Annotated in this window: 18 protein-coding genes; 14 read left to right on the plus strand and 4 right to left on the minus strand. The window is 41.9% G+C overall.

Features of this window, described 5'->3' with window-relative positions; genetic code table 11:
- The first annotated feature begins 21 nt into the window (after positions 1–21).
- The 6 genes from NST34_RS09380 (at position 22) to NST34_RS09405 (ending at position 6544) form a co-directional block, all read left to right on the plus strand.
- A complete protein-coding gene (locus NST34_RS09380) occupies positions 22–897 on the plus strand; it encodes a carbohydrate ABC transporter permease (RefSeq protein WP_042186649.1) in 876 nt (291 codons plus the stop codon).
- A gap of 41 nt (positions 898–938) precedes the next feature.
- Positions 939–2042 carry a glycoside hydrolase family 88/105 protein gene (locus NST34_RS09385; protein WP_341127617.1) on the plus strand — a complete coding sequence of 368 codons (1104 nt, stop codon included), beginning with the start codon at positions 939–941 and terminating at the stop codon, positions 2040–2042.
- 110 nt (positions 2043–2152) lie between these two features.
- A complete protein-coding gene (locus tag NST34_RS09390; protein WP_341061669.1) occupies positions 2153–3274 on the plus strand; it encodes a glycoside hydrolase family 88/105 protein in 1122 nt (373 codons plus the stop codon).
- Positions 3275–3296: 22 nt separating this feature from the next.
- Positions 3297–4658, plus strand: a complete 1362-nt coding sequence (locus NST34_RS09395; protein WP_341127618.1) for a glycoside hydrolase family 28 protein — start codon at positions 3297–3299, stop codon at positions 4656–4658.
- 11 nt (positions 4659–4669) lie between these two features.
- On the plus strand, positions 4670–5560 hold the full coding sequence (locus tag NST34_RS09400; RefSeq protein ID WP_341127619.1) for a dienelactone hydrolase family protein: 891 nt from the start codon (positions 4670–4672) through the stop codon (positions 5558–5560).
- 27 nt (positions 5561–5587) lie between these two features.
- Positions 5588–6544 (plus strand): pectinesterase family protein, encoded by a 957-nt coding sequence (locus NST34_RS09405; protein ID WP_341127620.1) that lies wholly within the window; start codon positions 5588–5590, stop codon positions 6542–6544.
- Between the two features lie 315 nt (positions 6545–6859).
- On the opposite strand, the gene NST34_RS09410 is transcribed toward NST34_RS09405, so the two are convergent.
- The gene (locus NST34_RS09410; RefSeq protein WP_223178916.1) at positions 6860–7006 is read right to left on the minus strand and encodes a hypothetical protein; all 147 of its coding nucleotides are present in this window, start codon (positions 7004–7006) and stop codon (positions 6860–6862) included.
- A gap of 497 nt (positions 7007–7503) precedes the next feature.
- On the opposite strand from NST34_RS09410, the gene NST34_RS09415 reads away from it, so the two are divergent.
- Positions 7504–10014 carry a DUF4855 domain-containing protein gene (locus NST34_RS09415; RefSeq protein WP_341127621.1) on the plus strand — a complete coding sequence of 837 codons (2511 nt, stop codon included), beginning with the start codon at positions 7504–7506 and terminating at the stop codon, positions 10012–10014.
- A gap of 422 nt (positions 10015–10436) precedes the next feature.
- Here the strand turns inward: NST34_RS09415 and NST34_RS09420 are convergent, their stop codons facing one another.
- The gene (locus tag NST34_RS09420) at positions 10437–10784 is read right to left on the minus strand and encodes a hypothetical protein (RefSeq protein ID WP_341127622.1); all 348 of its coding nucleotides are present in this window, start codon (positions 10782–10784) and stop codon (positions 10437–10439) included.
- 347 nt (positions 10785–11131) lie between these two features.
- Between NST34_RS09420 and NST34_RS09425 the strand changes: the two genes are divergently transcribed.
- The gene (locus NST34_RS09425; RefSeq protein ID WP_341127623.1) at positions 11132–12055 is read left to right on the plus strand and encodes a ketopantoate reductase family protein; all 924 of its coding nucleotides are present in this window, start codon (positions 11132–11134) and stop codon (positions 12053–12055) included.
- Between the two features lie 220 nt (positions 12056–12275).
- Positions 12276–13781, plus strand: coding sequence for an alpha/beta hydrolase family protein (locus NST34_RS09430; RefSeq protein ID WP_341127624.1), 1506 nt, complete (start codon positions 12276–12278; stop codon positions 13779–13781).
- 431 nt (positions 13782–14212) lie between these two features.
- On the opposite strand, the gene NST34_RS09435 is transcribed toward NST34_RS09430, so the two are convergent.
- Positions 14213–15106: an AraC family transcriptional regulator gene (locus NST34_RS09435; RefSeq protein WP_341127625.1), complete on the minus strand. Its 894-nt coding sequence runs from the start codon at positions 15104–15106 to the stop codon at positions 14213–14215.
- 197 nt (positions 15107–15303) lie between these two features.
- On the opposite strand from NST34_RS09435, the gene NST34_RS09440 reads away from it, so the two are divergent.
- The 5 genes from NST34_RS09440 to NST34_RS09460 all read left to right on the plus strand — a co-directional run bounded on the left by NST34_RS09440 (position 15304) and on the right by NST34_RS09460 (position 22571).
- The gene (locus NST34_RS09440; protein ID WP_341127626.1) at positions 15304–16155 is read left to right on the plus strand and encodes an aldo/keto reductase; all 852 of its coding nucleotides are present in this window, start codon (positions 15304–15306) and stop codon (positions 16153–16155) included.
- Between the two features lie 92 nt (positions 16156–16247).
- Positions 16248–18227 carry an ATP-dependent DNA helicase gene (locus tag NST34_RS09445; RefSeq protein WP_076283257.1) on the plus strand — a complete coding sequence of 660 codons (1980 nt, stop codon included), beginning with the start codon at positions 16248–16250 and terminating at the stop codon, positions 18225–18227.
- A gap of 233 nt (positions 18228–18460) precedes the next feature.
- Positions 18461–19504: a YeiH family protein gene (locus NST34_RS09450; protein ID WP_341127627.1), complete on the plus strand. Its 1044-nt coding sequence runs from the start codon at positions 18461–18463 to the stop codon at positions 19502–19504.
- A 113-nt stretch (positions 19505–19617) separates the two neighbouring features.
- Positions 19618–20430, plus strand: coding sequence for a MerR family transcriptional regulator (locus NST34_RS09455; RefSeq protein WP_341061679.1), 813 nt, complete (start codon positions 19618–19620; stop codon positions 20428–20430).
- A 203-nt stretch (positions 20431–20633) separates the two neighbouring features.
- Positions 20634–22571 (plus strand): FAD-binding protein, encoded by a 1938-nt coding sequence (locus NST34_RS09460; RefSeq protein ID WP_341127628.1) that lies wholly within the window; start codon positions 20634–20636, stop codon positions 22569–22571.
- Between the two features lie 73 nt (positions 22572–22644).
- On the opposite strand, the gene NST34_RS09465 is transcribed toward NST34_RS09460, so the two are convergent.
- Positions 22645–23061: a MarR family winged helix-turn-helix transcriptional regulator gene (locus tag NST34_RS09465; RefSeq protein WP_149643875.1), complete on the minus strand. Its 417-nt coding sequence runs from the start codon at positions 23059–23061 to the stop codon at positions 22645–22647.
- Positions 23062–23168: the final 107 nt, after the last annotated feature.

Here is a 23168-nt window from a genome sequence, read left to right on the forward strand (position 1 = left end):
TATGTTGTGGGAGGAATAGAAATGGTAGAAGATAAAACAATCAGTGGCAGAATTTTTTCTGCTATAAACTTCACGCTGCTTGCGATCATTGCTTTAATAACTGTGCTCCCCCTTGTTCACGTTGTAGCAGGCTCTTTCACAACGAGTGCAGAACTAGCTTCTAGTAAGTTTGTACTGATCCCAAAGGTATGGAGTCTGGAAGCATACAAGTTCATCTTTTCAACGAATACAATATTTAAAGCCATGGGTGTTTCCATTGGTGTTACGGCAGTCGGTACTTTCCTTAGTTTGTTTATAACTTCTTTGATGGCCTACGCTCTTACCAGAAGAGATCTGGACGGACGTAAAGTGGTTAACTTTATGGTTGTGTTCACGATGCTCTTTCATGGTGGAATGATCCCAACCTTCCTCGTGGTAAAGGAATTGGGACTAATAGACAGTTATGCAGCGCTTATTCTTCCTTCAGCAATTAGTGCGTTTAACATGATCATTTTGAGAAATTTTTTCCAAAATATACCTGAAGGTCTGGAGGAGTCGGCCAAAATTGATGGTTGCAACGACTTCGGAATATTATTTCGAATTGTATTGCCATTATCCTTACCTGCGTTAGCGACTATCGGATTGTTCTATGCGGTTACGTATTGGAATACTTACATGAATGCGATTCTGTATTTGGATGATAGTTCGAAGTGGCCAATACAGGTTCTGCTCAGACAAATTGTTGTCCTTGCCAGCGGTATGGATCACAGCTCTACACTGGATACAACTGTTCCACCGCCAGACCAAACAATTAAAATGGCTGTTATCGTTGTTGCTACTTTACCAATAGTTTGTGTATATCCATTCATACAGAAGCATTTTGCCAAAGGTGCCATGTTAGGTTCTATGAAGGGCTAATAAGAGGAAGAGAGAGATTATTCTTTGGAAGGAGCTTGGAGATGACTGGCAGGATACCAACAACACCAATGGATTGGGCAAAAAAGGCATGCGATTCTTTAATGGATACTTATAGAGCGGGAGAGCTTCCTCCAGCACATCGTTGGCATTACCATCAAGGTGTATTTCTGTGTGGGATGGAGCTTTTGTGGAGTGCTTATCAAGAAGACCGCTATATTAACTATATTCAGGAATACGTGGATGATTTGGTAGATGAATATGGTAACTTTTATTTCGCCCGCGATGAGCTGGATGCTGTTCAAGCTGGACAACTACTGTTTAATCTTCATAAACGGACAGGTAAACTCAAGTATCGCATTGCTGCGGAGAAGCTGAGGAATTTATTGCTTTCGTTAAACAAAACCTCTGAAGGTGGGTATTGGCATAAGGATAAATATGCTAACCAAATGTGGTTAGATGGGCTTTATATGGCAGGCGTATTCTCGTTAAAATATGCTAATGTCTATGGCGATCCTAGCTTGCGTGATACAGTTCTCCATCAAGAGATGTTAATGCGTAAGTATATGAAAGATGAGACAACCGGGTTATTGTATCATGCTTGGGACGAGAGCCGCCGGATGCCATGGTCAAACCCGGAGACAGGGTGCTCACCGGAATTTTGGAGCAGATCGCTGGGCTGGTATGGTCTCGCATTGTCGCAATTTCTTGATCTGTTGGCCGTCCAAGACCCAGCCCGAGCTGAATTATCTTCTACTTTACGTGATTTTGTTGATGCCCTTATTCGTTATCAAGATCCGGTAAGTGGACTTTGGTATCAGGTCGTAGATAAGGGTCATGAGCCGGATAATTGGCTGGAGACCTCAGGTTCATGTTTATTTGTCTACACGATTGCCAAAGCAGTGAAGCATGGCATTGTAAGCGATGTGGAAGTCGCTACAGCCTCGGCTAGAAAAGGGTATGAAGGGTTAATCCAAATCATTCAGTGGGATGAGCAGGATAGGTTGATTTTGCCGGACATCTGTATCGGTACTTCGGCTGGAGATTACGAGAGTTACGTCACTAGACCTAAAGTTAAAAATGATTTACATGGCGTAGGCGCGTTGGTGATGGCTTGTGTTGAGATGGAGAGCTTAATCCAAGGGTGATTCGATTGAATTCTTACTAGACAATGACTTGATTCTCTGGGACTGAGAATCAAGTCCTATTATTTTGTGGGAAAGTTATTCTTAAATTTAATGATAATCAGGGGGTTGGGATGAAGAGATCACATTGGGCAATCCGCACAGCAGACTCAATCATGGCGAGGACACCAAAGCTCTATGAAGATAAAGGCTACAACGGAAGCTGGACGTATGACTATGGTGTCGTATTGAATGGATTTGAATGGCTTTGGAAGCAAACTGGTGATGCGAAGTATCTGCAATTCATTCAAGATCAGATGGATAACTTTATTCAGGAGGATGGCAGCGTTAAGGGTTATCGCATAGATGAATACAATATCGATCACATTAACAACGGGAAATTATTATTTACGCTATATAAAGAAACCAAGCAGGAAAAATATAAACAAGCGGCTACCTTATTTAGAAAGCAGCTTGAGACACATCCGCGAACCTCGGAAGGTGCTTTTTGGCATAAAAATATTTATCCCTATCAAATCTGGTTAGATGGTCTTTATATGGGCGCGCCTTTCTATTTAGCCTACTTGCTAGCTTTTGAAGAAGGGCAGGGGCTTGAAGATGTTACGAAACAATTTATCTTGTGTGAGAAGCATACGAAGGATTCGGAAACTGGTCTGCTATATCATGCATGGGATGAACAGCGTCTTCAACCTTGGTGTGACCGCAAGACAGGATGCTCTCCAAACTTTTGGGCGCGTTCACTTGGCTGGTATCTTATGGCTTTAGTAGATGTTCTAGAGTTATTGCCGAGTGAGCATTCCGATTATCCAGAGCTGGTGCGTATTCTAAACGATACTTTATCAGCTGTGAAGAAATATCAGGATCCTGAATCTGGCGTCTGGTATCAAGTAGTGAATCTGGGACAACGCAAAGGGAATTACTTAGAGGCTTCTGCTTCTAGCATGATTGTGTATGCTATGGCAAAAGGTATTCGATTAGGCGTATTAGAGGCTAGTTGGTACGAATCGTTAGATCTCGCCTTCCAAGGACTTATCTCAGAGTTTGTTCTTGAGACCAAAGAAGGATGGGTCAATCTAAATAAAAATTGCCAAGTAGCAGGGTTAGGTGGAGCAGATCAACGCGACGGCACGTTCGCTTATTACATTAGTGAGCCTATTGTTACTAACGACCAAAAGGGTGTCGGTGCTTTCTTGCAAGCCTGTGTGGAGTACGAACAATTAAGAGGCTGGATCTGATATAGAATAGGAGTGCTATAAAATGTCCGTATATAATATTGAGGATTTTGGAGCGCTTAAGAATAGCGGGATGTTAGCGACAGAAGCGATTTCGCGTGCGATTGAAGCGGCAAGTGAGGCTGGTGGAGGAACCGTTTATGTGCCAGCGGGTACTTACTTTACGGGTGCGATTGTTATGAAAAGCAATATTGAATTAAATTTAAATCCAGGAGCGATCCTTTCATTCAGTACGAATCCGGTGAATTACCCTGCGGTGGAATGCAGATGGGAAGGGGTGAAGCAGCAGGTTCATACGCCTTGTATTCATGGCAAAGGTTTAGTCAATATATCGATTACCGGAAGCGGAACTATTAATGGTAATGGCAAAGCATGGTGGGATGTATTTCGGAATCGTCGGGAAGAGCTCAAGTACCCCCGTCCGACTTTGATTGGATTTGATAGCTGTCAGCGGGTAACGATTAAGGATGTCTCGCTAGTGAATTCTCCAAGCTGGACCGTTAATCCTGTGGGCTGCTACAATGTGACGATTGATAATCTGTCCATTAATAACCCGGCTGATTCTCCGAATACAGATGGTATTAATCCAGAATCTTGTACGAATGTTCGGATTAGTAACTGTAATATTGATGTAGGTGATGACTGCATTGCTATCAAAGCGGGAACTGAAGATACGAAAGAGCGCATTCCATGCGAGAATATTACGATCACCAATTGTACCATGGTTCATGGACATGGGGGAGTTGTACTCGGAAGTGAAATGAGCGGAGATATTCGTAATGTAACCATTAGTAACTGTGTATTCAAACAAACCGATCGTGGCATACGAATGAAATCAAGACGTGGACGAGGAGGGACGATTGAAGATATTCGGATCAGTAATATTGTAATGGAAGACGTCATTTGTCCGTTCACACTAAATCTATACTATTTCTGTGGACCTCGCGGGAAAGAGAAGTATGTGTGGGACAAAAACCCTTATCCGATTACAGATGAAACGCCATGCTTTAGACGAATTCATTTCGCCAATATTACCGCACGTAATGTACATGCATCTGCGGGATTCTTATATGGACTTGCAGAGCAGTATGTATCGGAGATTACTTTTACAAATATTGATATCTCAATGGCACGCAATGCAGTTCCCGGGCATCCGGATATGATGACAGGGATCGAGAACATGAACAATCGCGGATTTTTTCTGGGCAATGCAAGGGATGTGCAATTTCATCAGGTGAGCATCGAGAATCATGAAGGGCCTGCTTTTTATATTGAAAATGGTGAAGCGATAGAGATCATGAATTGTCATTCGAAGAACACGAGCAAGCCAGAAAAACTAGTAGAACAAGTTACAGTTTCGCCTACAGAACAGAATGTGTGTCGGTAAGGGAGGGAACCATGGAGCCTGATAAACTGAAGGAACTGTTGGGCGATCTTCCGTTGGATAAGCCGATTGCCGTAACTGTGATGAACCAAGAGGAGTGGGACGGATATATTCTGGAATCTCTTTTACTGGATCTTAATGGAATTGAACAGGTACCGGCTTATGTGGCAATCCCTTTGGATAAGGAAGGGCCGTTTCCACTAGTTGTCTTTAATCATTCTCATGGAGGGAATTACGCGAATGGACGTAACGAGTTTGTTCGGAGTAGTTCCTATTTGCAACAGCCCTCTTTTGCTAAAGTCTTAACAGAGATGGGTTACGCTGCTTGCTGTATCGACATGTGGGGATTTAATGAGCGTGGTGGCAGAACTGAGAGTGAGTTAGTGAAGGAAATGCTGTGGCAGGGGCAGGTCATGTGGGGCATGATGCTATATGACAATATTCGTATGCTAGATTACATGTGCCAACGTGAGGATATTGATACGTCACGAATCGCAACAATCGGTATGTCCATGGGTGGTTTGATGGCCTGGTGGCTGGCTGCATTAGACGAACGAGTCGGGGTGATTGTCGATATTTGTGGTCAAGTAGATGCGCATACCTTAATTGCTGTAAGAGGACTAGATCACCATGGTTACTATTCTTATGTGCCCGGGTTATTGAAGCATTTCACAACGCTCGATATTCAAAAGCGGATCGTTCCCCGCCCGCGAATGAGCCTGGTAGGCAGAAATGATCGGCTATGTCCCACTGAAGGAGTAGAACTCTTGGATAGGGGGCTGTCCGAAGCTTATCAAACGGCAGGGAAATCAGAACATTGGCAACCTGTCATTTCTAGTGGTGGGCATATGGAGACTGTAGAAATGCGGACTTTATGGCAGCAATTTTTGACGAAGCATCTCTAAAATCCATAGAAGGGAACTGAACCAACGATGCTAGTAGTAGGCAAAGAATCCTTTTGTGACTATCACACGATTCAAGAGGCGATAGATTCGCTAGAGTGCGAGCCATCGGGCCAAGCAGATACGCTTTATATTTTGTCAGGCATCTATAATGAGACAGTTAGGATTTATCGCTCTTATTTAACGATTATAGGGATTGGCCTCGTGGAAATAACCATGAATCATTATGCCAAAGAGCGTGATGAAGCGGGTGAAGAAATCAATACGTTTGCTACACCAACGTTATTTCTGGGAGGTACCGACCTGGTCTTAGAGAACCTGGTGATTTCTAATAGTGCTGGGCAGGGAGAACATATTGGTCAGGCGGTAGCCGTTTATGCGCATTGTGACCGAACTGTGTTCAGACATTGTACCTTTAAAGGGCATCAAGACACGTTGTTCACAGGGCCTTTGCCACCTACTCCACGAGAGCGAGGGGCATTCGGAGGCGTTCCGCTGAGAGAACATCATGCCCAGTATCATCAGTTTTATCAGCATTGCTATATAGAAGGAACGATTGATTTTATTTTTGGCGGTGCAACGGCTTATTTTGATCAATGTGAAATCCGCAGTTTACGTCATTATGAAAACAATACAGGGTATATAACAGCTGCCTCCACACCCGAGAGACAGTCACATGGTTTTATTTTTAAAAATTGCTTCTTAACAGCCGACCCTGATATTGCTCCGGTGTATCTAGGACGTCCTTGGCGTGAGTACGCTAAGACTGTATTTGTGGGTTGTCAGATGGGTTCGCATATTCATCCTTTGGGCTGGGACAACTGGAATAACTCAGCGAATGAGCAAACTGTAAGATATCAGGAATATGATGTGAAGGATGCTGCGCTCCTAAGTAAGAAGCGTGTTCCTTGGGCAGATTGCTTTGAGGATGGGGGAGAAGCGCTGGATAAAAAGTTTGTTTTTGCTGGGTCGGATTTTTGGAAGTAGGTACTGTAATTGACTTGTCTAAAAAAAGAGGCAGCCCTGGACGAGTGAAACAAAGTCCTAGGCTGCCGTTTTTTAATGAATGAGCGCTTTATCATTTATTCTTTTGTTTTCTTTCAATATATCTCCAAAAGTAATAGATCAACCAAAATACCATAGGAACTATTAAAACATAAGGCCTTTGGATTGCTGGAAGAATGTAAAATAAAAATAGCCCAATTATTATCGTTGGTAGCAATAGAATAAAATACTTTTTCCAATGCATTTCTTCTCCGCCCTTTTACTTAATACTAAAAAAATATCTTGTTGCTTTAAGTGTTAATGCCCTCGTATATCAAGATCACTTAATGGATAGTCACTACTGCCCCAAGTATAAACAATATAATAGCTGATTAGTTGTTCCTCTGCTTTCAATGCTTTGAATTTCAAATCACGATGTTCAATAAAGGTAATGTTATTACTCACTTGCTTTTCAACTACGTAGCTCCACTCATTCTCGCGATACTTTGAATAAAAATTATTTAATTCTTCTAAAGTTAGCTCCGATTTGATTAAAATAGCGCAAAAAAATGGCATTAGATTTTTCTTTGTGGAATATGCAATATAATTGTTAATAAATGGAGTGGTTCATTAAGCTAATGGGTAGGAGGTTTAAGATCAATCTCGGAGAACCGTACCACAAATAAGGGCAAGTTTTTTTTGGAATTCCTTGCGGCGTATGGGTTTGAATATATGTGCGTAGGTCACATTTCGAAGAAACAAGAGAAAGGTGCATCGGTTCATTTTTTGATTTGTAAAAAGGTGTATATGAAAGTAAACAGATATCTATTTTCAAGCATAAAATTGCCTCATAGAATTAGTCGTAAAGGGGCCGTTTGGAGCTTGGATAAAATGGACACTCGGATCAAGACCATGTACCAGACTTGTTAAAATCATTTAAACCTAAGAAATGGGGATGAAAGATGAAGCGAAGTCAGAGGTATCCAAGACGAAGTTCCTTGCTGTTATCATTTGTGTTAATCTTATCGATTGTTTTTTCTGTTCAACCATCAGTAGTGAAGGGAGAAGGGGATAGGTCGCCGAAGATTTCGCAGGGGCAGGAGGATCAACAGCCTTTACTTGAAGTTCCTAATCAGCAGGGACAACAAGAAAAGTCCGATCCTGATCTCGAGCAACAACCCCAGTCTAACTTAGAACAGCCGCTTACCGCTGCTGCTGCAACAGGATATTTCCCACCAAATACCGCGGCATCTGGGAATGTGAAGAACATGGCCTTGCTTTATACTGGATATTACGGTGGACGAACGACATACGAGGGAAGAGAAATCGGCACGTATGACAAGAATACGCTTTTGCCCTATGTTGCGCACTACAACAGTAATAATGTGATGGATGACACCTTTTTCGATTCATTTCTATTTCTAGGAATCAACACATCTGACTATAGAGATTTTGGTGATACAGCGGACCCTGCCAAGTGGACCTATAAGGCGGATTGGGAATGGTATATAAACCGCATTTTCACCTCTAATCAACAGCTCGATGCCCTCAACCAAGCAACCCAGCAAGTTGCAACCACACTAAACCTAACAAATTACAAATCCAAAGTATATATTATGCTGCCTTATCCTAATAGCGAAATCACCAATTTCGGAGATGTCGATAACGACGGAATCAACGAAAATCTGAATTCGATGCCTAGCAATATGACGAAGGTAACCAAATGGTATATCGACACCGTATTAAGCAGATGGAATCAAGCCCAATACAGCAACCTTGAATTAAAAGGCTTCTACTGGTTCCATGAAGATATTGATCCCGGCAATCCGGGTGAAGTAGATGCAATTAATAACTCTGGTAACTATCTTCATACGCTTGGTCTGAAACTTGCCTGGATTCCATACTTTGGTGCCGGACAAAGCAACAACCGGAATAATTATGCAATCGATTTTAGCATCCAGCAGCCCAATCACTATTTCGTTCCGGAGACTGATTATTCGAGAATGACGAATGTATCGACCCAAGCTCAAACATATAATAAGGGCATCGAAATGGAGTTTGACGAAAGAGCGATGTTCGACCCCGATTTTAAAAACAGATTCGATAATTACTTAAAGGCCGGCGTAGAATACGGATACATGACGGGAGCGGTCAAGGGTTGGTATCAAGATATTTTTGGGATATACAACTTGTATAAAAACAAGAATAACAACGGTGTAAACGGAGTTTATGACGGGAGACAGATGTATGAAGATATCTACGAATTTGTTAAAGGAACGTATACCATTCCAGTTAATCTTGCAAGCGGTAAATCGGCAGTAGCCTCATCCAACCAAAGTTCTTCTCTATCCGCTGCTAAAGCTGTTGACAATTTGCCGGGTACACGGTGGTCAAGCCAACAGTATTCAAGTACAGAGTGGATTTACGTCGATCTCGGGCAAGCTAATAACATCAAACGCGTTAAACTTAACTGGGAGTATGCTTACGGCAAGAGCTACAAAATTCAAGTATCGAATGATGCGGTCAATTGGACCGATGTGTATTCGACAACGACAGGCAACGGAGGTGTAGACGATATAGGCTTTGTGCCTACAACGGCAAGATACGTGAGAATGCACGCAACAGAGAGGGGCACGAGCTATGGTTACTCTATTTATGAGTTTCAAGTATATGGAGACAGCGTCGGATCCGCTACTACAACAAATTTGGCGTTAAATAATACAGCTACGTCATCTTCCAATCAAGAGGCAGCTCTTTCTCCGAATAATGCGGTTGACGGTAACGTGACGACAAGATGGGCCAGTCAGTTTGCAGACCCGCAATGGATTACGATCGACCTTGGGCAGGCTTATAACATAAATCGAGTTATATTGAATTGGGAGCTTGCCTATGGCAAAGGCTACAAGATTCAAGTATCGAATGACACTGTCAACTGGATGGATGTGTATACGACAACGAATGGAGACGGGGGGATTGACGATATATTCTTTACTGCCGTAAATGCAAGGTATGTAAGAATGTACGGAACCCAAAGAGCTTACTCCTTCTATGGCTATTCCTTATATGAATTCCAGGTTTATGGCAAACCGAATCTAGCGTTAAACAAATCGGCAACATCCTCTTCCAACGAGACATCCACATTAACGGCCGATAAAGCGGTGGATGGTAATGTAACGACAAGATGGGCCAGCCTGTATTCAAATCCGCAATGGATCTATGTAGACCTCGGACAGGAAACCCGCGTCAACAATGTCAAACTCAACTGGGAGTATGCTCATGCTAAGGGCTATAAGATTCAGGTGTCGAACGATGCAACCAACTGGACGGATATATACATGACAACGAATGGAGACGGTGGTATAGACGATATCTACTTTGAAACGGTAAATGCAAGGTATATAAGGATGCATGCGACAGATCGAGGCACAGGCGACTGGTATTCTCTTTATGAGTTCGAAGTTTATGGCAGCTGATCCATTAGCATACGTAAAGCCTAATATGGGGTTCTCATCCCAAATAACAAAACAAGCCCATGCACGAAACACTGTGCCGGGCTTGTTTAGCTTGGACCCCATCACATGTCAGGCGGAATATATCCAATATCTCGGCTATTAGTTGACCGGATTTGCTGGTGGGCACGTGTCGGCGGGACTGCGTATTTGGAAAAATATGACACTCCCGCAAAGGATGGCTCAAAAACTTGCCGTTACAGACAGCGCGGTGAACCGTATCACAAATAGAGGCAATTTCTCTGAAGAAAAACTTGCAGAAGTCTGTATTTACAGAATGCGGACCATTAAGAGTAGGTCAGTCTTTATGGAGTATATTGTGTAAACAAGCCTATGCGCGCTTTTTTATTGTTATACAACATATGGATTTATTTTGAATGACAGACTCACTCTTTAAAATAGGGCGTAATCCCTCTTAAATATAGGTTCTCCACTAACTCGAAAAATTCTTCTGACGATAAATCCTTTTGACGCTGGAGCCAAAGACGAAATAAAGAAAGGGAAATTGTCAGGTAAAACTCAATGAAGTATGGCGTTAAGGAATGGTTTTGCGGTACGTTTAATTCTAATTGATCCATAGTGATTTCTTTTTTTAAGCGTTTTAAAAAACGGGCACTTCCATAATCACCCAAAAGGGCATTAAGAACCAGGAGATGTTCTTTTTTATCCAGACAATAGAGCGTGTCTTGAACCGTATCCAACGATAGCTCTTTATTTGCCAATTCTTTTTTCATTTCATTCAATAGGTCATTTTCAACAGAGTCTAACAATTCGTAAATGTCAGTAAAGTATTGATAAAAGGTGCTGCGGTTATATCCTGACTTATTCGAAATTTCCTGAATCGAAATTTTCTCAATCGGCTTTTGGCTATATAACTCACAAAAAACTTCTACAAACTTTTGTTTTCTCCGTTATTTGGGGTTGCTTTTTCATGTTTCCCTCCTACTAGCGAATAAGAATATCATCCGACAAATCATAAAAAACTGATGGTTGATCAAGGAATAATGAAGATTTATAATCACATCATACAACATGTTGTCGGATAATCAAAAGGGAACATTAATAAGTAGGGGTGGTTAATATGTCAGCAAAACAAGATAGAATTTTAATTTTTGGTGCAGGTGTCATCGGGAGCATGTACGCAATTAAGCTTCTTGAAGCTGGGTTTGACGTTAGCTTGTTTGCACATTCGAATAGATATAAATCATTAAGAGAAAATGGCCTGCAGTATACAGAAAAAGGTACAGTTAGATCGATACAAGTGAATGTCATTGATACGCTCGAAAATGACGATGTATACGATTTTATTTTCGTTACCGTTCGTTATGATCGGTCCGAAGCAGCGTTGTTAGCGCTAAAAGATAATCAAAGCAAAAATATAGTTACGATGACTAGTAATTCAATTGGATTTTCTTCGTGGCTGGATATCGTAGGGGATAGACTTTTACCAGCTTTTCCCGGCTTCGGCGGACAGATTAAAGATGGAGTATTGCATGCTCGATTTCTACCAAAGTTTATAGCGGCAACTGCATTTGGAGAAATTAATGGTGTAGTGACAGAACGCATAGAAAACCTTGCAATATTATTTAAAAATGCAAAGCTTCCCTACGTTATTAAAAAAGATATGCAAGCGTATCTAATCACACATTCCGTATCAGACATTGCCATGTTGAGCTTTTTGCATTCTGAGAATAAGATCATTGACAAAAAAACAGCCAGAACTAGAAAGACGGCACGTAAAATAACATTCACTTTAAAAGCGTATCTAAGGGCAATACAAAAAGCTGGCGTTTCAATTGATCCTCCAATGCTTAAAATGGTGCTTAAATTTCCAAACTTATTTTTGGACCTTTTCTTTATGAGATGGCTACGAACTAAAATGGTTAGGGATATGATGTTGCCGGATTATGCGAATAATGCTAACAATGAGATTGTGCAGCTGAGTAATGATTTAATGAAATTTTTAAGTCAACATGATATCAAATCAGAAATACATGTTCAGTAATTAAATTTGTCAATATCCCTTGGGCATGACATGCGGCGGAGGGGGCTTTTCTTTCCCCTACATAACAGCATATTGCACTGCGCCATCGTCACGAAACCTTACAAAAGTGTTAGGTAAATGTCATCTAGATCAATGAATTGTCATCTAGATCAATGGCATCAACCTAGCAGCTCCTCTATACTAACCCATTGATAGGATTATTTTTAAGGGGGAGTTGGTCGTGAGGTTTTTTGAAATGCTGTTATTCTTTTCAAATGTTAGTTTTTTGGCACTCCTGTTCATTTTAAATCAACGTATTCGAAGATCTGCTTTGCTCCTGACAAGCGGAGCAGGCTCCATTTTTTTAGTGATACATTTGCTTGTCGAAGGATACAGGGTTCAGCTTGTATTTTTATACGGATTTACGATCCTGATGCTTATGCTTTCGCTTATAGACGTTTTCATAAAGCGGAAAGTCGCTCGGACTGCCTCGCGAATTCGTAGGGTGCTGGGCCGCCTTTTTATCGTGATTGGGCTAATCGTAACGGGGTGCTTCCTATATGTGTTTCCTGTATTCGACTTTCCGGCGCCAACCGGCGAGTTGCAGGTAGGCACGAAAATCTTTCATTTCATAGACCAAAACCGGGAGGAAACATTTAGCAAAACCGCGACAGGCAAGAGAGAGTTGATGGTTCAGGTATGGTATCCGGCTCAAGATGGCACCGGCAAGTACGCTCCCTTTATTCCAGATACCCAGATTTTACGTTATATGGCTATGAACTATGGCCTTCCCGGGTTTACTTTACAACACCTAAAGTACGTATCCAGTCATGCTTATTCGGAGGCTGAAATCTCTTCTGCACAGACTTCATACCCACTGATCCTTGCGAATTCCGGCTTCGGCTCTTCCAGGTTCCTCCACACGGCGCAAGCTGAATATCTCGCGAGTCACGGATATATCGTGGCAGTGATTGACCACACCTACAATACATTTGCAACCAAGTTTCCAGACGGTCGAATCACGACCAGCACAACTAACGATTTATTCTCGCCTGACCATGATTACCAGACGGAAAGAGGTAATCGCGACAAGTTGGGTAAAGTTTTAACCGACGATGTGGCGTTTGTGCTGGACCAATTCGAGCTCATCCAATCGGGGAAGATTCCAAGTCATCTAAAAGGGAGAATTAATCTCGGTAATGTCGGTGTATTCGGTCATTCCATCGGCGGAGCGACGGCCTATGACGCCTCTTACGATCCGCGAATCGCGGCTGGAATAGACTTTGATGGAGGGCTTTATCGTTTGCGTGAAAGAGAGGGTCTGCGTAAGCCGTTTTTGTTCATCCACTCGGAAAGCGAATTTGAAAAATTAAAAATGGTGATGGATAACCGGGTCTACACGGATTCAGAGCTTAACCGTATGGGCTCAACAAGAGAGTGGGAGGATAAAGTAACGGAAGATAAAAAGTTAGAACTTGAACGGATGCGCCAGACAGTCGACGAAGGGGGACAGGTTCTCTATATCGAAAATACGGAGCATTTGAATTTCACCGACGTACAGTTCATTACTCCGATATTCAAAATACTGGGCGTTACCGGAAAGATTGCTCCCGAAAGAGCAAACTCCGTTATTAATGCCTATATGCTTGATTTCTTCGATATGTATCTGAAAAATAAAGGCGGAATCTTAATGAAAGGACCGAATAGCGGCTTTCCGGAGGTGAAGTTCGTAACCTCACTATTATAAATTACGTAACAGGCTACCGATTTTGATAAGCTCTTCTTCAAGTAGACAGGGGTTTAATTAATAACCGTTACTTGAAGGGGAGTTTTTATTTTGTCTAAGAAGAATGATGTTCCCATTCGTTTTAAGCAGTGTTCTGTTAATCCTAATTTGCTTGAAGATCCGACTCACAGACTCGTCAAGCTTGTTGCTATTGAACGGAGGGTATATGAAACAAATTAGAGTCTTTGGACCGCAGAATTTCAGAGTCGCAACGACGGAAGTTCCGTTATTGGCACCCTACGAGGTATTGATCGACCTGCAAGCTTGCGGCATCTGGCTGTCGTGATGACCGGCTGCCTACTAGTCTTACTAAGTTATCGTTTCTTACAGTTAGCTATGCTCGCCCTTATTTGGGTCAGTTACTATTTAAGATTAGGTTTTATCTAAACGTGTTATGCCTTCAGACGCTTTACATCCTGTTTAGGAGGAAAACCAAACATGCGGGAATACTCACGGCTAAATTGCGAAGGACTTTCATAGCCTACTCGAAATGCCACATCGGTGGCATCTGCTGACTCGGTTAGTAATAACCGGCGGGCTTCCTGAAGTCTCAGATGTTTTTGGAACTGAATAGGGCTCATTGCAGTTACTTCTTTAAAGTACCGATGAAACGAAGAAACACTTATATTCGCTATTTCGGCAAGCTCCTCAATCTTAAAAGAACTAGCATAGTTATTCATGATATGTTCAATAACATCTTTGATTAGATGAGTTGAGCTTCCTTCCATTACAATATGCTCCAATGCAATCCCATTTTGCCCTTGTAGCACCCGATAAAGAATCTCTTTTGTAAATAATGGAGCTAACACTGGAATGTCTTTAGGCTGATCTAACAAACGAGCTAACCGTAGGACCGCATCCATTAAGGAAGACTCCATCTGGCTAACAAACATAGCTCGCTTAGGATTTTCTTTAGCGTAAACTCGAACTTCAGATTCCTGTAAAACCTCTAAAATTTGACTTGGTGTAAATTCAAGCTTGAACCCTAAGTATGGAACATCGGAAGTGGCTTCAGTGACTTGGGCGGTAACTGGCAGGTGAACGGATGCAATGAGGTAATCGGAGGGGGTGTATCTAAAACGCTCCTGTGCCAGCCATACCTCCTTAGCCCCTTGTACCACCAAACATAAGGAAGGTTTGTAAACTCCATGCTTTGGTATGGACGCATTCGAGTCACGCATGAAAAATAAAGAGGGAATAGCCGTTTGGTGAACACCATCTTTTTCTGTGTAATGGTCAATGATTTTTACGAGTTCATTCTGCTGTTTAGTGATTATTTCAGGCATTTGATCCTCTCATTTCGTTATCTCTTTATAGTCTGATTATAGTCTATATTCATCCCTTACATAAGTGTTAGTGAGAGGATTAGGCAAACATTTGGCAAGAATGGGATAACGGTCGCTTTGTCATCAGGTACATAATAAGGATATGCAAACAGAAAGAGGATTTACACTTAATCATTGAAAACTTGGAGGGTAATATTATGCAAAAAGTAGTTTTGAACAATAATGTTGAAATGCCTATACTCGGTTTTGGTGTTTATCAGATTCAAGATGCAAATGAATGTGAGCAAAGCGTTTATGACGCTATTATGGCAGGTTATCGCCTGATTGATACTGCCGCCTCTTATCTAAATGAAGAAGCAGTTGGCAGGGCGATTAAACGGAGTGGCGTGGCAAGAGAGGAATTATTTATCACTACAAAGCTTTGGGTTCAAGATACGGGTTATGAACGCACAAAGAAAGCATTTCAACAATCACTGAACCGATTACAGCTTGATTATTTGGACTTGTATTTAATTCATCAGCCATTTGGCGATGTGTTTGGCTCATGGCGAGCTATGGAGGAATTATATCGTGAGGGCAAGATCCGTGCTATCGGCGTTAGTAATTTTCATGAGGATCGTTTGATTGATTTAATTCTTCATAATGAAGTAGTCCCAGCTGTAAATCAGGTTGAAACGCATCCTTTCAACCAGCAAATCGAAAATGCGGAATTTATGGCTGAAAATAATGTTCAAATCGAGTCATGGGCACCTTTTGCTGAAGGGAAAAATAATTTGTTCCAGAATGAGTTACTGGTATCCATAGCTGAAAAGTATAATAAATCCGTGGCTCAGGTGATTTTACGGTGGCTCACACAAAGAGAAATCGTTGTGATTCCGAAGTCAGTTCGTAAAGAAAGAATTATCGAAAACTTCAATATCTTTGATTTTGAATTAAGCCAAGAGGATATGGCATCCATTGCTACGTTAGATACGAATCAGAGTTTGTTCTTTTCACATCGGGATCCTGAAATGGTGAAATGGATTGGTACTCGTAAACTCGATATCTAACATATTTTCGAATGAACTACTTTGTAATTACTCCAATCTTATGAGATAATAGAGTTTTTCCGTTGATTCTATTTTTCATGGCATAACGTGATATGCCTGATCAAATATTGGAGGTAGGCTTGTTGGCGACACAGTATCCTTTTGAATATGATCGGACCAGACCTTTTATGGAGCAAGTAGGGGAATGGGTCGGCGATGTATTCTATGAAATTCTTCCTGAGGCAGGATTTGAAGTTCGTGATGAACAGATTTACATGGCGTTTCAGGTGGAGCGAGCTTTTGCTGAGAAGAAGACGATTTTTGCTGAGGCAGGGGTCGGTACGGGTAAGACTTTAGTGTATTTGTTATATAGCATTTGTTATGCGCGGTATATGGGTAAACCTGCGATTATCGCTTGTGCGGACGAGTCCTTGATTGAGCAGTTGGTGAAGCCAGAGGGTGATATTGCCAAGCTTGCGAAGCATCTGAATATGAATATTGATGCCAGACTAGCGAAATCTCCAGATAAATATATGTGTCTGAAAAAGCTGGATCATGCTCGCAACAATGATGATGGGAGCTTGCCGCTGGAGAGTTTATATGGTACTTTACCTGATTTTGTACATTCTCATGCACCGATGCAGCAGTTCCATGCCTATGGCGACCGTAGGGATTATCCAGATCTGAATGATGAACAATGGAATAAGATCAACTGGGATACGTTTCAGGATTGTTTTACTTGTGATATGCGTCATCGCTGTGGACAAACGTTGTCCCGTGATCATTACCGGAAATCAAGCGACCTGATCATTTGTTCCCACGATTATTACATGGAGCATGTCTGGACTTATGAAGCGCGTAAACGAGAGGGTCAAATTCCTCTGCTTCCAGAGCATTGTGCAGTTGTGTTTGACGAAGGGCATTTGTTAGAATCTGCCGCCATGAAGGCGTTAGGCTATAAAATGAAGCATGTTGTCTTTGAAGAACTAATCTCTCGTCTGTTACAGAATGAGATTCGTGAAACGCTTGCTGTTCTTATCGATGAAGCGATTATGCAAAGTGAGCAAATGTTTAAACACATTCGTCGTCAATGCCGCACCATTCCTGGATCGGATCGAAAAAGCATTGAGCTAAATGCATCGCTAATCCGTGAGGTGCATCGCATGCGTAGTGTAATTGCCGCTATTGAAGAAGAATTAGTATTCGAAAGTGGACTGTACACGATTGATGAATATCAATTGCGGATTGTGGAAGAACGTTTGGAGACCATAGAGATCGCATTGAGGTTGTTTGAGGATTCAGGTGCATTAATCTGCTGGGCGACAGAAGATAGCGATGGCTTAACGCTGTCGGTCATGCCGCGTAATGTTAAAGAAGTACTTCAAGACAGCTTATTCACGCAAAAAATGCCAATCGTATTCTCTTCGGCTACATTATCCGTGGATAAATCATTCCAATACTTGAAGGATAGTCTTGGGATACACGACTTCCTGTCTTTCTCTGTAGACTCACCTTATGATTATGAGCACCAGATGAATATCTATGTACCTGAGCTTCAGAGCGGTGATTTTGCTGAGAAAATGAAGATCTCCCTGAAGCTTATCCAGCAGACAGAAGGAAGAGCCCTGTTGTTATTCCGTACTCGAGAAGAACTTCTGCAGTTCAAGCAGCTCAGCTCGCAGAGAGCAGAATCCAGCAAGTATTCTTTCCTCTATGAAGGGGATCAGGAGATCAGCTATCTGATCTCAGCTTTTCAGCGGGATGAGCATAGTGTGCTTTGTGCGGTGACGCTGTGGGAAGGATTAGATATACCAGGACCTTCACTATCTAATGTGATCATTTGGTCGCTACCTTATCCTCCGCTTGACCCTGTATTTATGGCAAAACGTGCGGAGACTTCCAATCCTTTTGAAGATGTGGATTTACCTTACATGCTGCTAAGACTTAAACAAGGAATGGGACGTCTGATCAGAACGGGTACGGATCAAGGAATTGTGACGGTACTTGCGGAAGCTGAAGGCCAACATCCCGTTCACGAGTATATAACTTCTGTACTCCCGAAGGGAACTAAGCTCCAGAAGCTTGAAGTGTAAATTTAAAAAAATTAATATAGGAACACAATTGCTCTTTTGGAGAGGTGGATGCTTCGGTATTCTCCTTCTCGAAGGAGTTTTTTTTTGCATGGATTCAAGCATAAGGAATACTAATCTTACGGATAGTATATTGGTATTTAACTTTCGAGCCATGGCGTATTATTGTTGATTCATGGGGGAAGGGAAATACATACCTCCGTCATCTAGAGATTCATACAAGGGGTGTACACGACATGGGGGATTCACAGGGATTATACCAATCGAACAATAAGAAACAAGTTGGTTTTGCACTTGGCATTGGGTTAACCTTAATCATTGCATTAGTCGCAAAATATTTAGCAGGCTTTCCTTTTCTCTCTATTATGGGCCAATTGGTCATTGCTATCTTAATCGGAATTATTTGGCGGGCAACAGTTGGAGTGCCGGGTACGATCACCCATGGCACTGATTTTTCCAGCAAAAAGCTGCTACGTCTAGGGATTATCCTGCTCGGTATGCGGTTGAATTTAATGGATATTGTTGCTGCAGGTCCACGGGTATTTCTACTGGCTGTGATTGTGATCGTATTTACGATCTCTGTTGTATACGGACTTGCCCGACTATTCAAGGTTGATAAGCGACTCAGTATCTTAACAGCCTGTGGAACAGCGATCTGCGGTGCGGCAGCGGTGGTGGCGATTGCTCCACAAATCAAAGCCAAAGACGACGAAACTGCGATTGGCGCAGCGATAGTTGCAATTTTAGGTACAATATTCACGTTGCTATACACATTTTTGTATCCTTTACTAGGCTTATCGCATCTAGGCTATGGGGTTTTCTCTGGAGCGACCTTACATGAAATTGCTCACGTCATTGCAGCAGCAGATGCAGGTGGGAGTGCAGCAGTAGATATGGCGGTTATCGTCAAATTGACTCGGGTGGCCTTACTCGTTCCTGTCGCTATCTTAATTGGGGTTTGGACCAATCGTGCAGAAAGAAAAGTGCAAGGTGGACAGTCTAAAGCCTCATGGAAAAGCATTCCTATTCCTTGGTTTATTCTAGGCTTCTTACTCGTCAGTGGTGTGAATTCATTAGGGATCGTATCAGCATCAGTGGCAAATGGAATTGTAACGATAGCTTATATGCTAATCGCTATGGCGATGGCTGGACTTGGTTTAAACGTTGACTTGGCGGCATTTAGACGACTGGGGATGAAGTCTTTTGCAGCAGGGCTTATAGGTTCGGTCTTGTTGTCCTTAGTTGGATTTACATTAGTTCACTGGTTTGGTCTGGCGTGATCTTTTGCATACATTAGAATCGTAAGAAATGAACTACTTCATATCTAAAAATGGTCCTTCTGTGTATCATTTCATGTGGCTGGGTATGCATGATATGGATGGAGGGACATCAGTTGAAATATTGCATAGGGGAATTTGCTTCCATTCTCGGTGTGACTGCGGATACGCTGAGGTTATACGAGAAACATGATATTGTTAGACCCACTAAAGATAACAGCAATAATTACAGATATTTTAATGATTTAGATGCAAGAGATTTGCTTATGAGTAGATGGTACAGAAGTATGGGAATTCCATTACCGGAAGTGGCAAACCTCATGAAGGAGTCTTCTTTAAAGCAAGTTATGGGTAGGATGCAAGAAACAGCGTTGAATTTAGAAGAAGAGATCAAGCAGAAGACGATGCTGCTTAATAAGATGAATGAAATTCATAAAGAACTCAGGGGATTAGAGTCCTCTTTATATACGTGTAAACTTAAACAACTGCCAGGTATGTACAGACTAAAGCAAACGGATAAGAATGCATTAATAAAAAATGATATGGTTAAAAGTTTGGTCAACACTTGGATGGATTTACTTCCTTATGCATTTTATTCTTTTAGAATTGAAGATACAGATAACTTTGTCAGCGAAAACAAAAATTTTGATTACAGCTGGGGCCTTACCTTACTAGAGGAAGAAGCGCAAAAATTCGAAATGGATAGCGAAGAATATGCAGAGTATATTAGCCCAAGTCATTGTATCTCAGCTACCATATTATGTCCGGATGAAAAATATATCACGAAGAACTCTTTGCAGTTCATGATCGACTATATTGAGGCTAATCATTATGCCATAACGGGAGATGTGGTCGGGAAATTATTGCTTACTGAGAAAATCGAAGGCCAGAATAGATCTTATTTGGAAGTGAATATCCCAATCCAATAGCTTCTCTTATTAAACATCTGCTCTTTGAGTAGATGTTTTTTTCTAGTTGGACAAAAAGTATACATTGACCTTGGTGCAGCACCAAGGTTTACACTTCGGTATATAGCCTGTCGGATTACGTTGTTGATTAATCATTAAGTTTGTGAAAAATATCACGTTAACGGTTTCAGGTTATAAGAATTTAGACACTGGGGGAGAACAGAATGCGTAACAGAAATTTCGTCAAGAAAATGCTCTTGTTATCTTTTTGTATGGTGCTGATCGTTTCCATGCTGAGCGGATGTACGGGAAATGGGGAGTCGGCTAATTCGTCGTCATCGTCCTTTAAAGCGGGTACGTTCACTGGGGAAGCGGAAGGTAAAGAGGGAATTATTAAGGTAGAAGTAACTATGGATGAGCCCGATAAAATTAAAGATATTAAGATTGTAAGCCAGTCGGAAACAGGGGGCCTAGGCGATAGCGCACTTGAAAAAATGAAAGAACAAATTCTAGAAGGGCAAACCTTGGCAGTTGATGCTGTTAGTGGTGCCAGTCTTTCCAGTGAAGCCATGCTTGCCGCTGTAGAGGATGCTGTAACCAAAGGTGGAGGTAATCTAGAAGTCCTCAAAGCTGGAGGTGTCAAAAAAGCCGGTGAAGGGAAAACAGAAAAACTGGAAACCGACGTTGTTGTAGTGGGCGCTGGAGCATCCGGTGTATCTGCAGCGGTTACAGCAGCTGATAAAGGTGCGAAGGTTATTATTATAGAAAAAACTGGTGTCATCGGGGGAGCAAGTAATCTGTCTTGGGCAGGTAAGTTCTACAACTCCTCTGCTGCTACTAGTAATAATCTAAAAGTAAATGTGGAAAAAGAAATTGCGGATTGGATTGTCAACAATCACTGGAGAGTGGATGCAGCAGCGATTAGACAATATGTTACTAAATCCGGTGAAACTTACGATTGGTTAGCCGAAAAAGGATATAAAACTAGCTTCCTGAACTTCTTCGGTGAACAACTACATGTGCTGCCGGCTTATGAAACCCGTGAAGAGACCCTTCGGAAAATGTTGTCCGAATCGGTTGAACAACATGGCGGACAAGTGATCACAGAAACGACTGCCAAGAAGCTGATTACGAATGAAGCTGGAGAAGTTACGGGAGTAGTCGCTGAGAAAGCAGACGGTACAACGCTAGAAATCTCAGCGAAGAGTGTCATAATGGCAACGGGTGGTTATGCTGCAAATAAAGAGATGGTTAAAGAGGCTTTTGGTTTCGAAGGGGTTAACGGTGGATTAGGACAAAACGTAGGGGAAGGTCTCGAAATGGCATGGGAAGCTGGAGCTAAGGTACCGGACAACTTCGGTGGACAAATGCTTCACCAAACATTAGCTAGAGCAACACAAGGTCTAAAAGCACAATATGAGCCTTTTGAAGCAAGTTATCCACTAATGTTGACTTATCTTCCGAATTTCATGAATGTAGGTACTTCTGGCGCAAGATTCAGAGATGAAGCAGCGACTCTAACTTCGGTTGCAGCAGCGAACACAAGTGCATTTAATGGACCCTATCATATGGTTATTGTCTCGAAATCCCAATTGGATGCACTTCAGACCAAAGGAATGAACGGTGTTCATGCACCAAGTCTTCCAGGAATGCCACCGGAATTCTATGCTGAATTTGCGGATCAATTTACACTTGAGAACCCTTGGGCAAATGTCGGGAAAGTATTTGATTCGATGGTGGAGAACGGAGATGGCTTCAAAGGAAATACGATTGAAGAATTAGCTACGAATGCAGGAATGGATGTTGACGTGTTTGTAGAAAATCACAATAGTTATAAAGAAGCGACAAAAACTGGTGTTGACTCTGAATTTGGTAAAGCTGCTGAGTATTTAGAACCTATGGGTGAAGAAGGTCCATATTATGCAATCATTGCTGAAATCAATAACTTGGGTTCTGTTGGGGGCTTGCTAGTAAATACAAAGTTCCAAGTTCTGAATGATAAACGGACGCCAGTGAAAGGATTGTTTGCTGTGGGTCTTGAATCTGAAGGCGTGTTGTTTAACGATACTTATGTTGGAAACGGCGTTGGTATTGGGTACTCCTTTACCTCAGGTCGTCTTGGCGGGGAGAGCGCGGCAAACAGTGCTTTGAAAGCTAATTAACGACAATTTCCCGGAAAATAATTGAAGATTTTTAAAGACGCAGGGTGGAGCCCTGCGTCTTTTTTGCTTGAGCTTAGAGCCATTCTTCTTTTAACAAAGATTTGAGATGCTCTACGTTAGCTGCCCCAAGCTTGTTAGCGATTCTTTGCTCTAATTCGATTTTGGTGATCATCATTCTTTGATTGCATTCGATACCCTTCTGGGTAAGGATGATGTTTTTGTCACGTTGATTTCCTTTGACCTCCACGGCTTCTACATAGTTGCGGGATAACAGTCCTTGAATACTTTTATGCGTACCCTGTCTTGAAATATGAATAATTCTACTGATTTCTGAGATCGTGAGCATTTCATGTGTTTCAAGAACTGCTAGGATATGGGATTCAGTCTTATTAATTTGGTCCGGGTCTTGGTCAGTCACTATTTTACGTAGGGCTAGATGTTTCTCACTAAGTAAATCAATAAGATTCATTTCTTGCAGATGGTTATCCATGTGAACACTCCTAAATCATCGCTCATTAATCCAAGTATAAGTCATTTGTATTTATTGTCAACTTGGTTGACTTAGTTGGAATGGCTGTGATATTGTAATCCAGGTTG

It is taken from the genome of Paenibacillus sp. FSL H7-0714 (genome assembly GCF_038003765.1).
Classification (GTDB): domain Bacteria; phylum Bacillota; class Bacilli; order Paenibacillales; family Paenibacillaceae; genus Paenibacillus_AQ.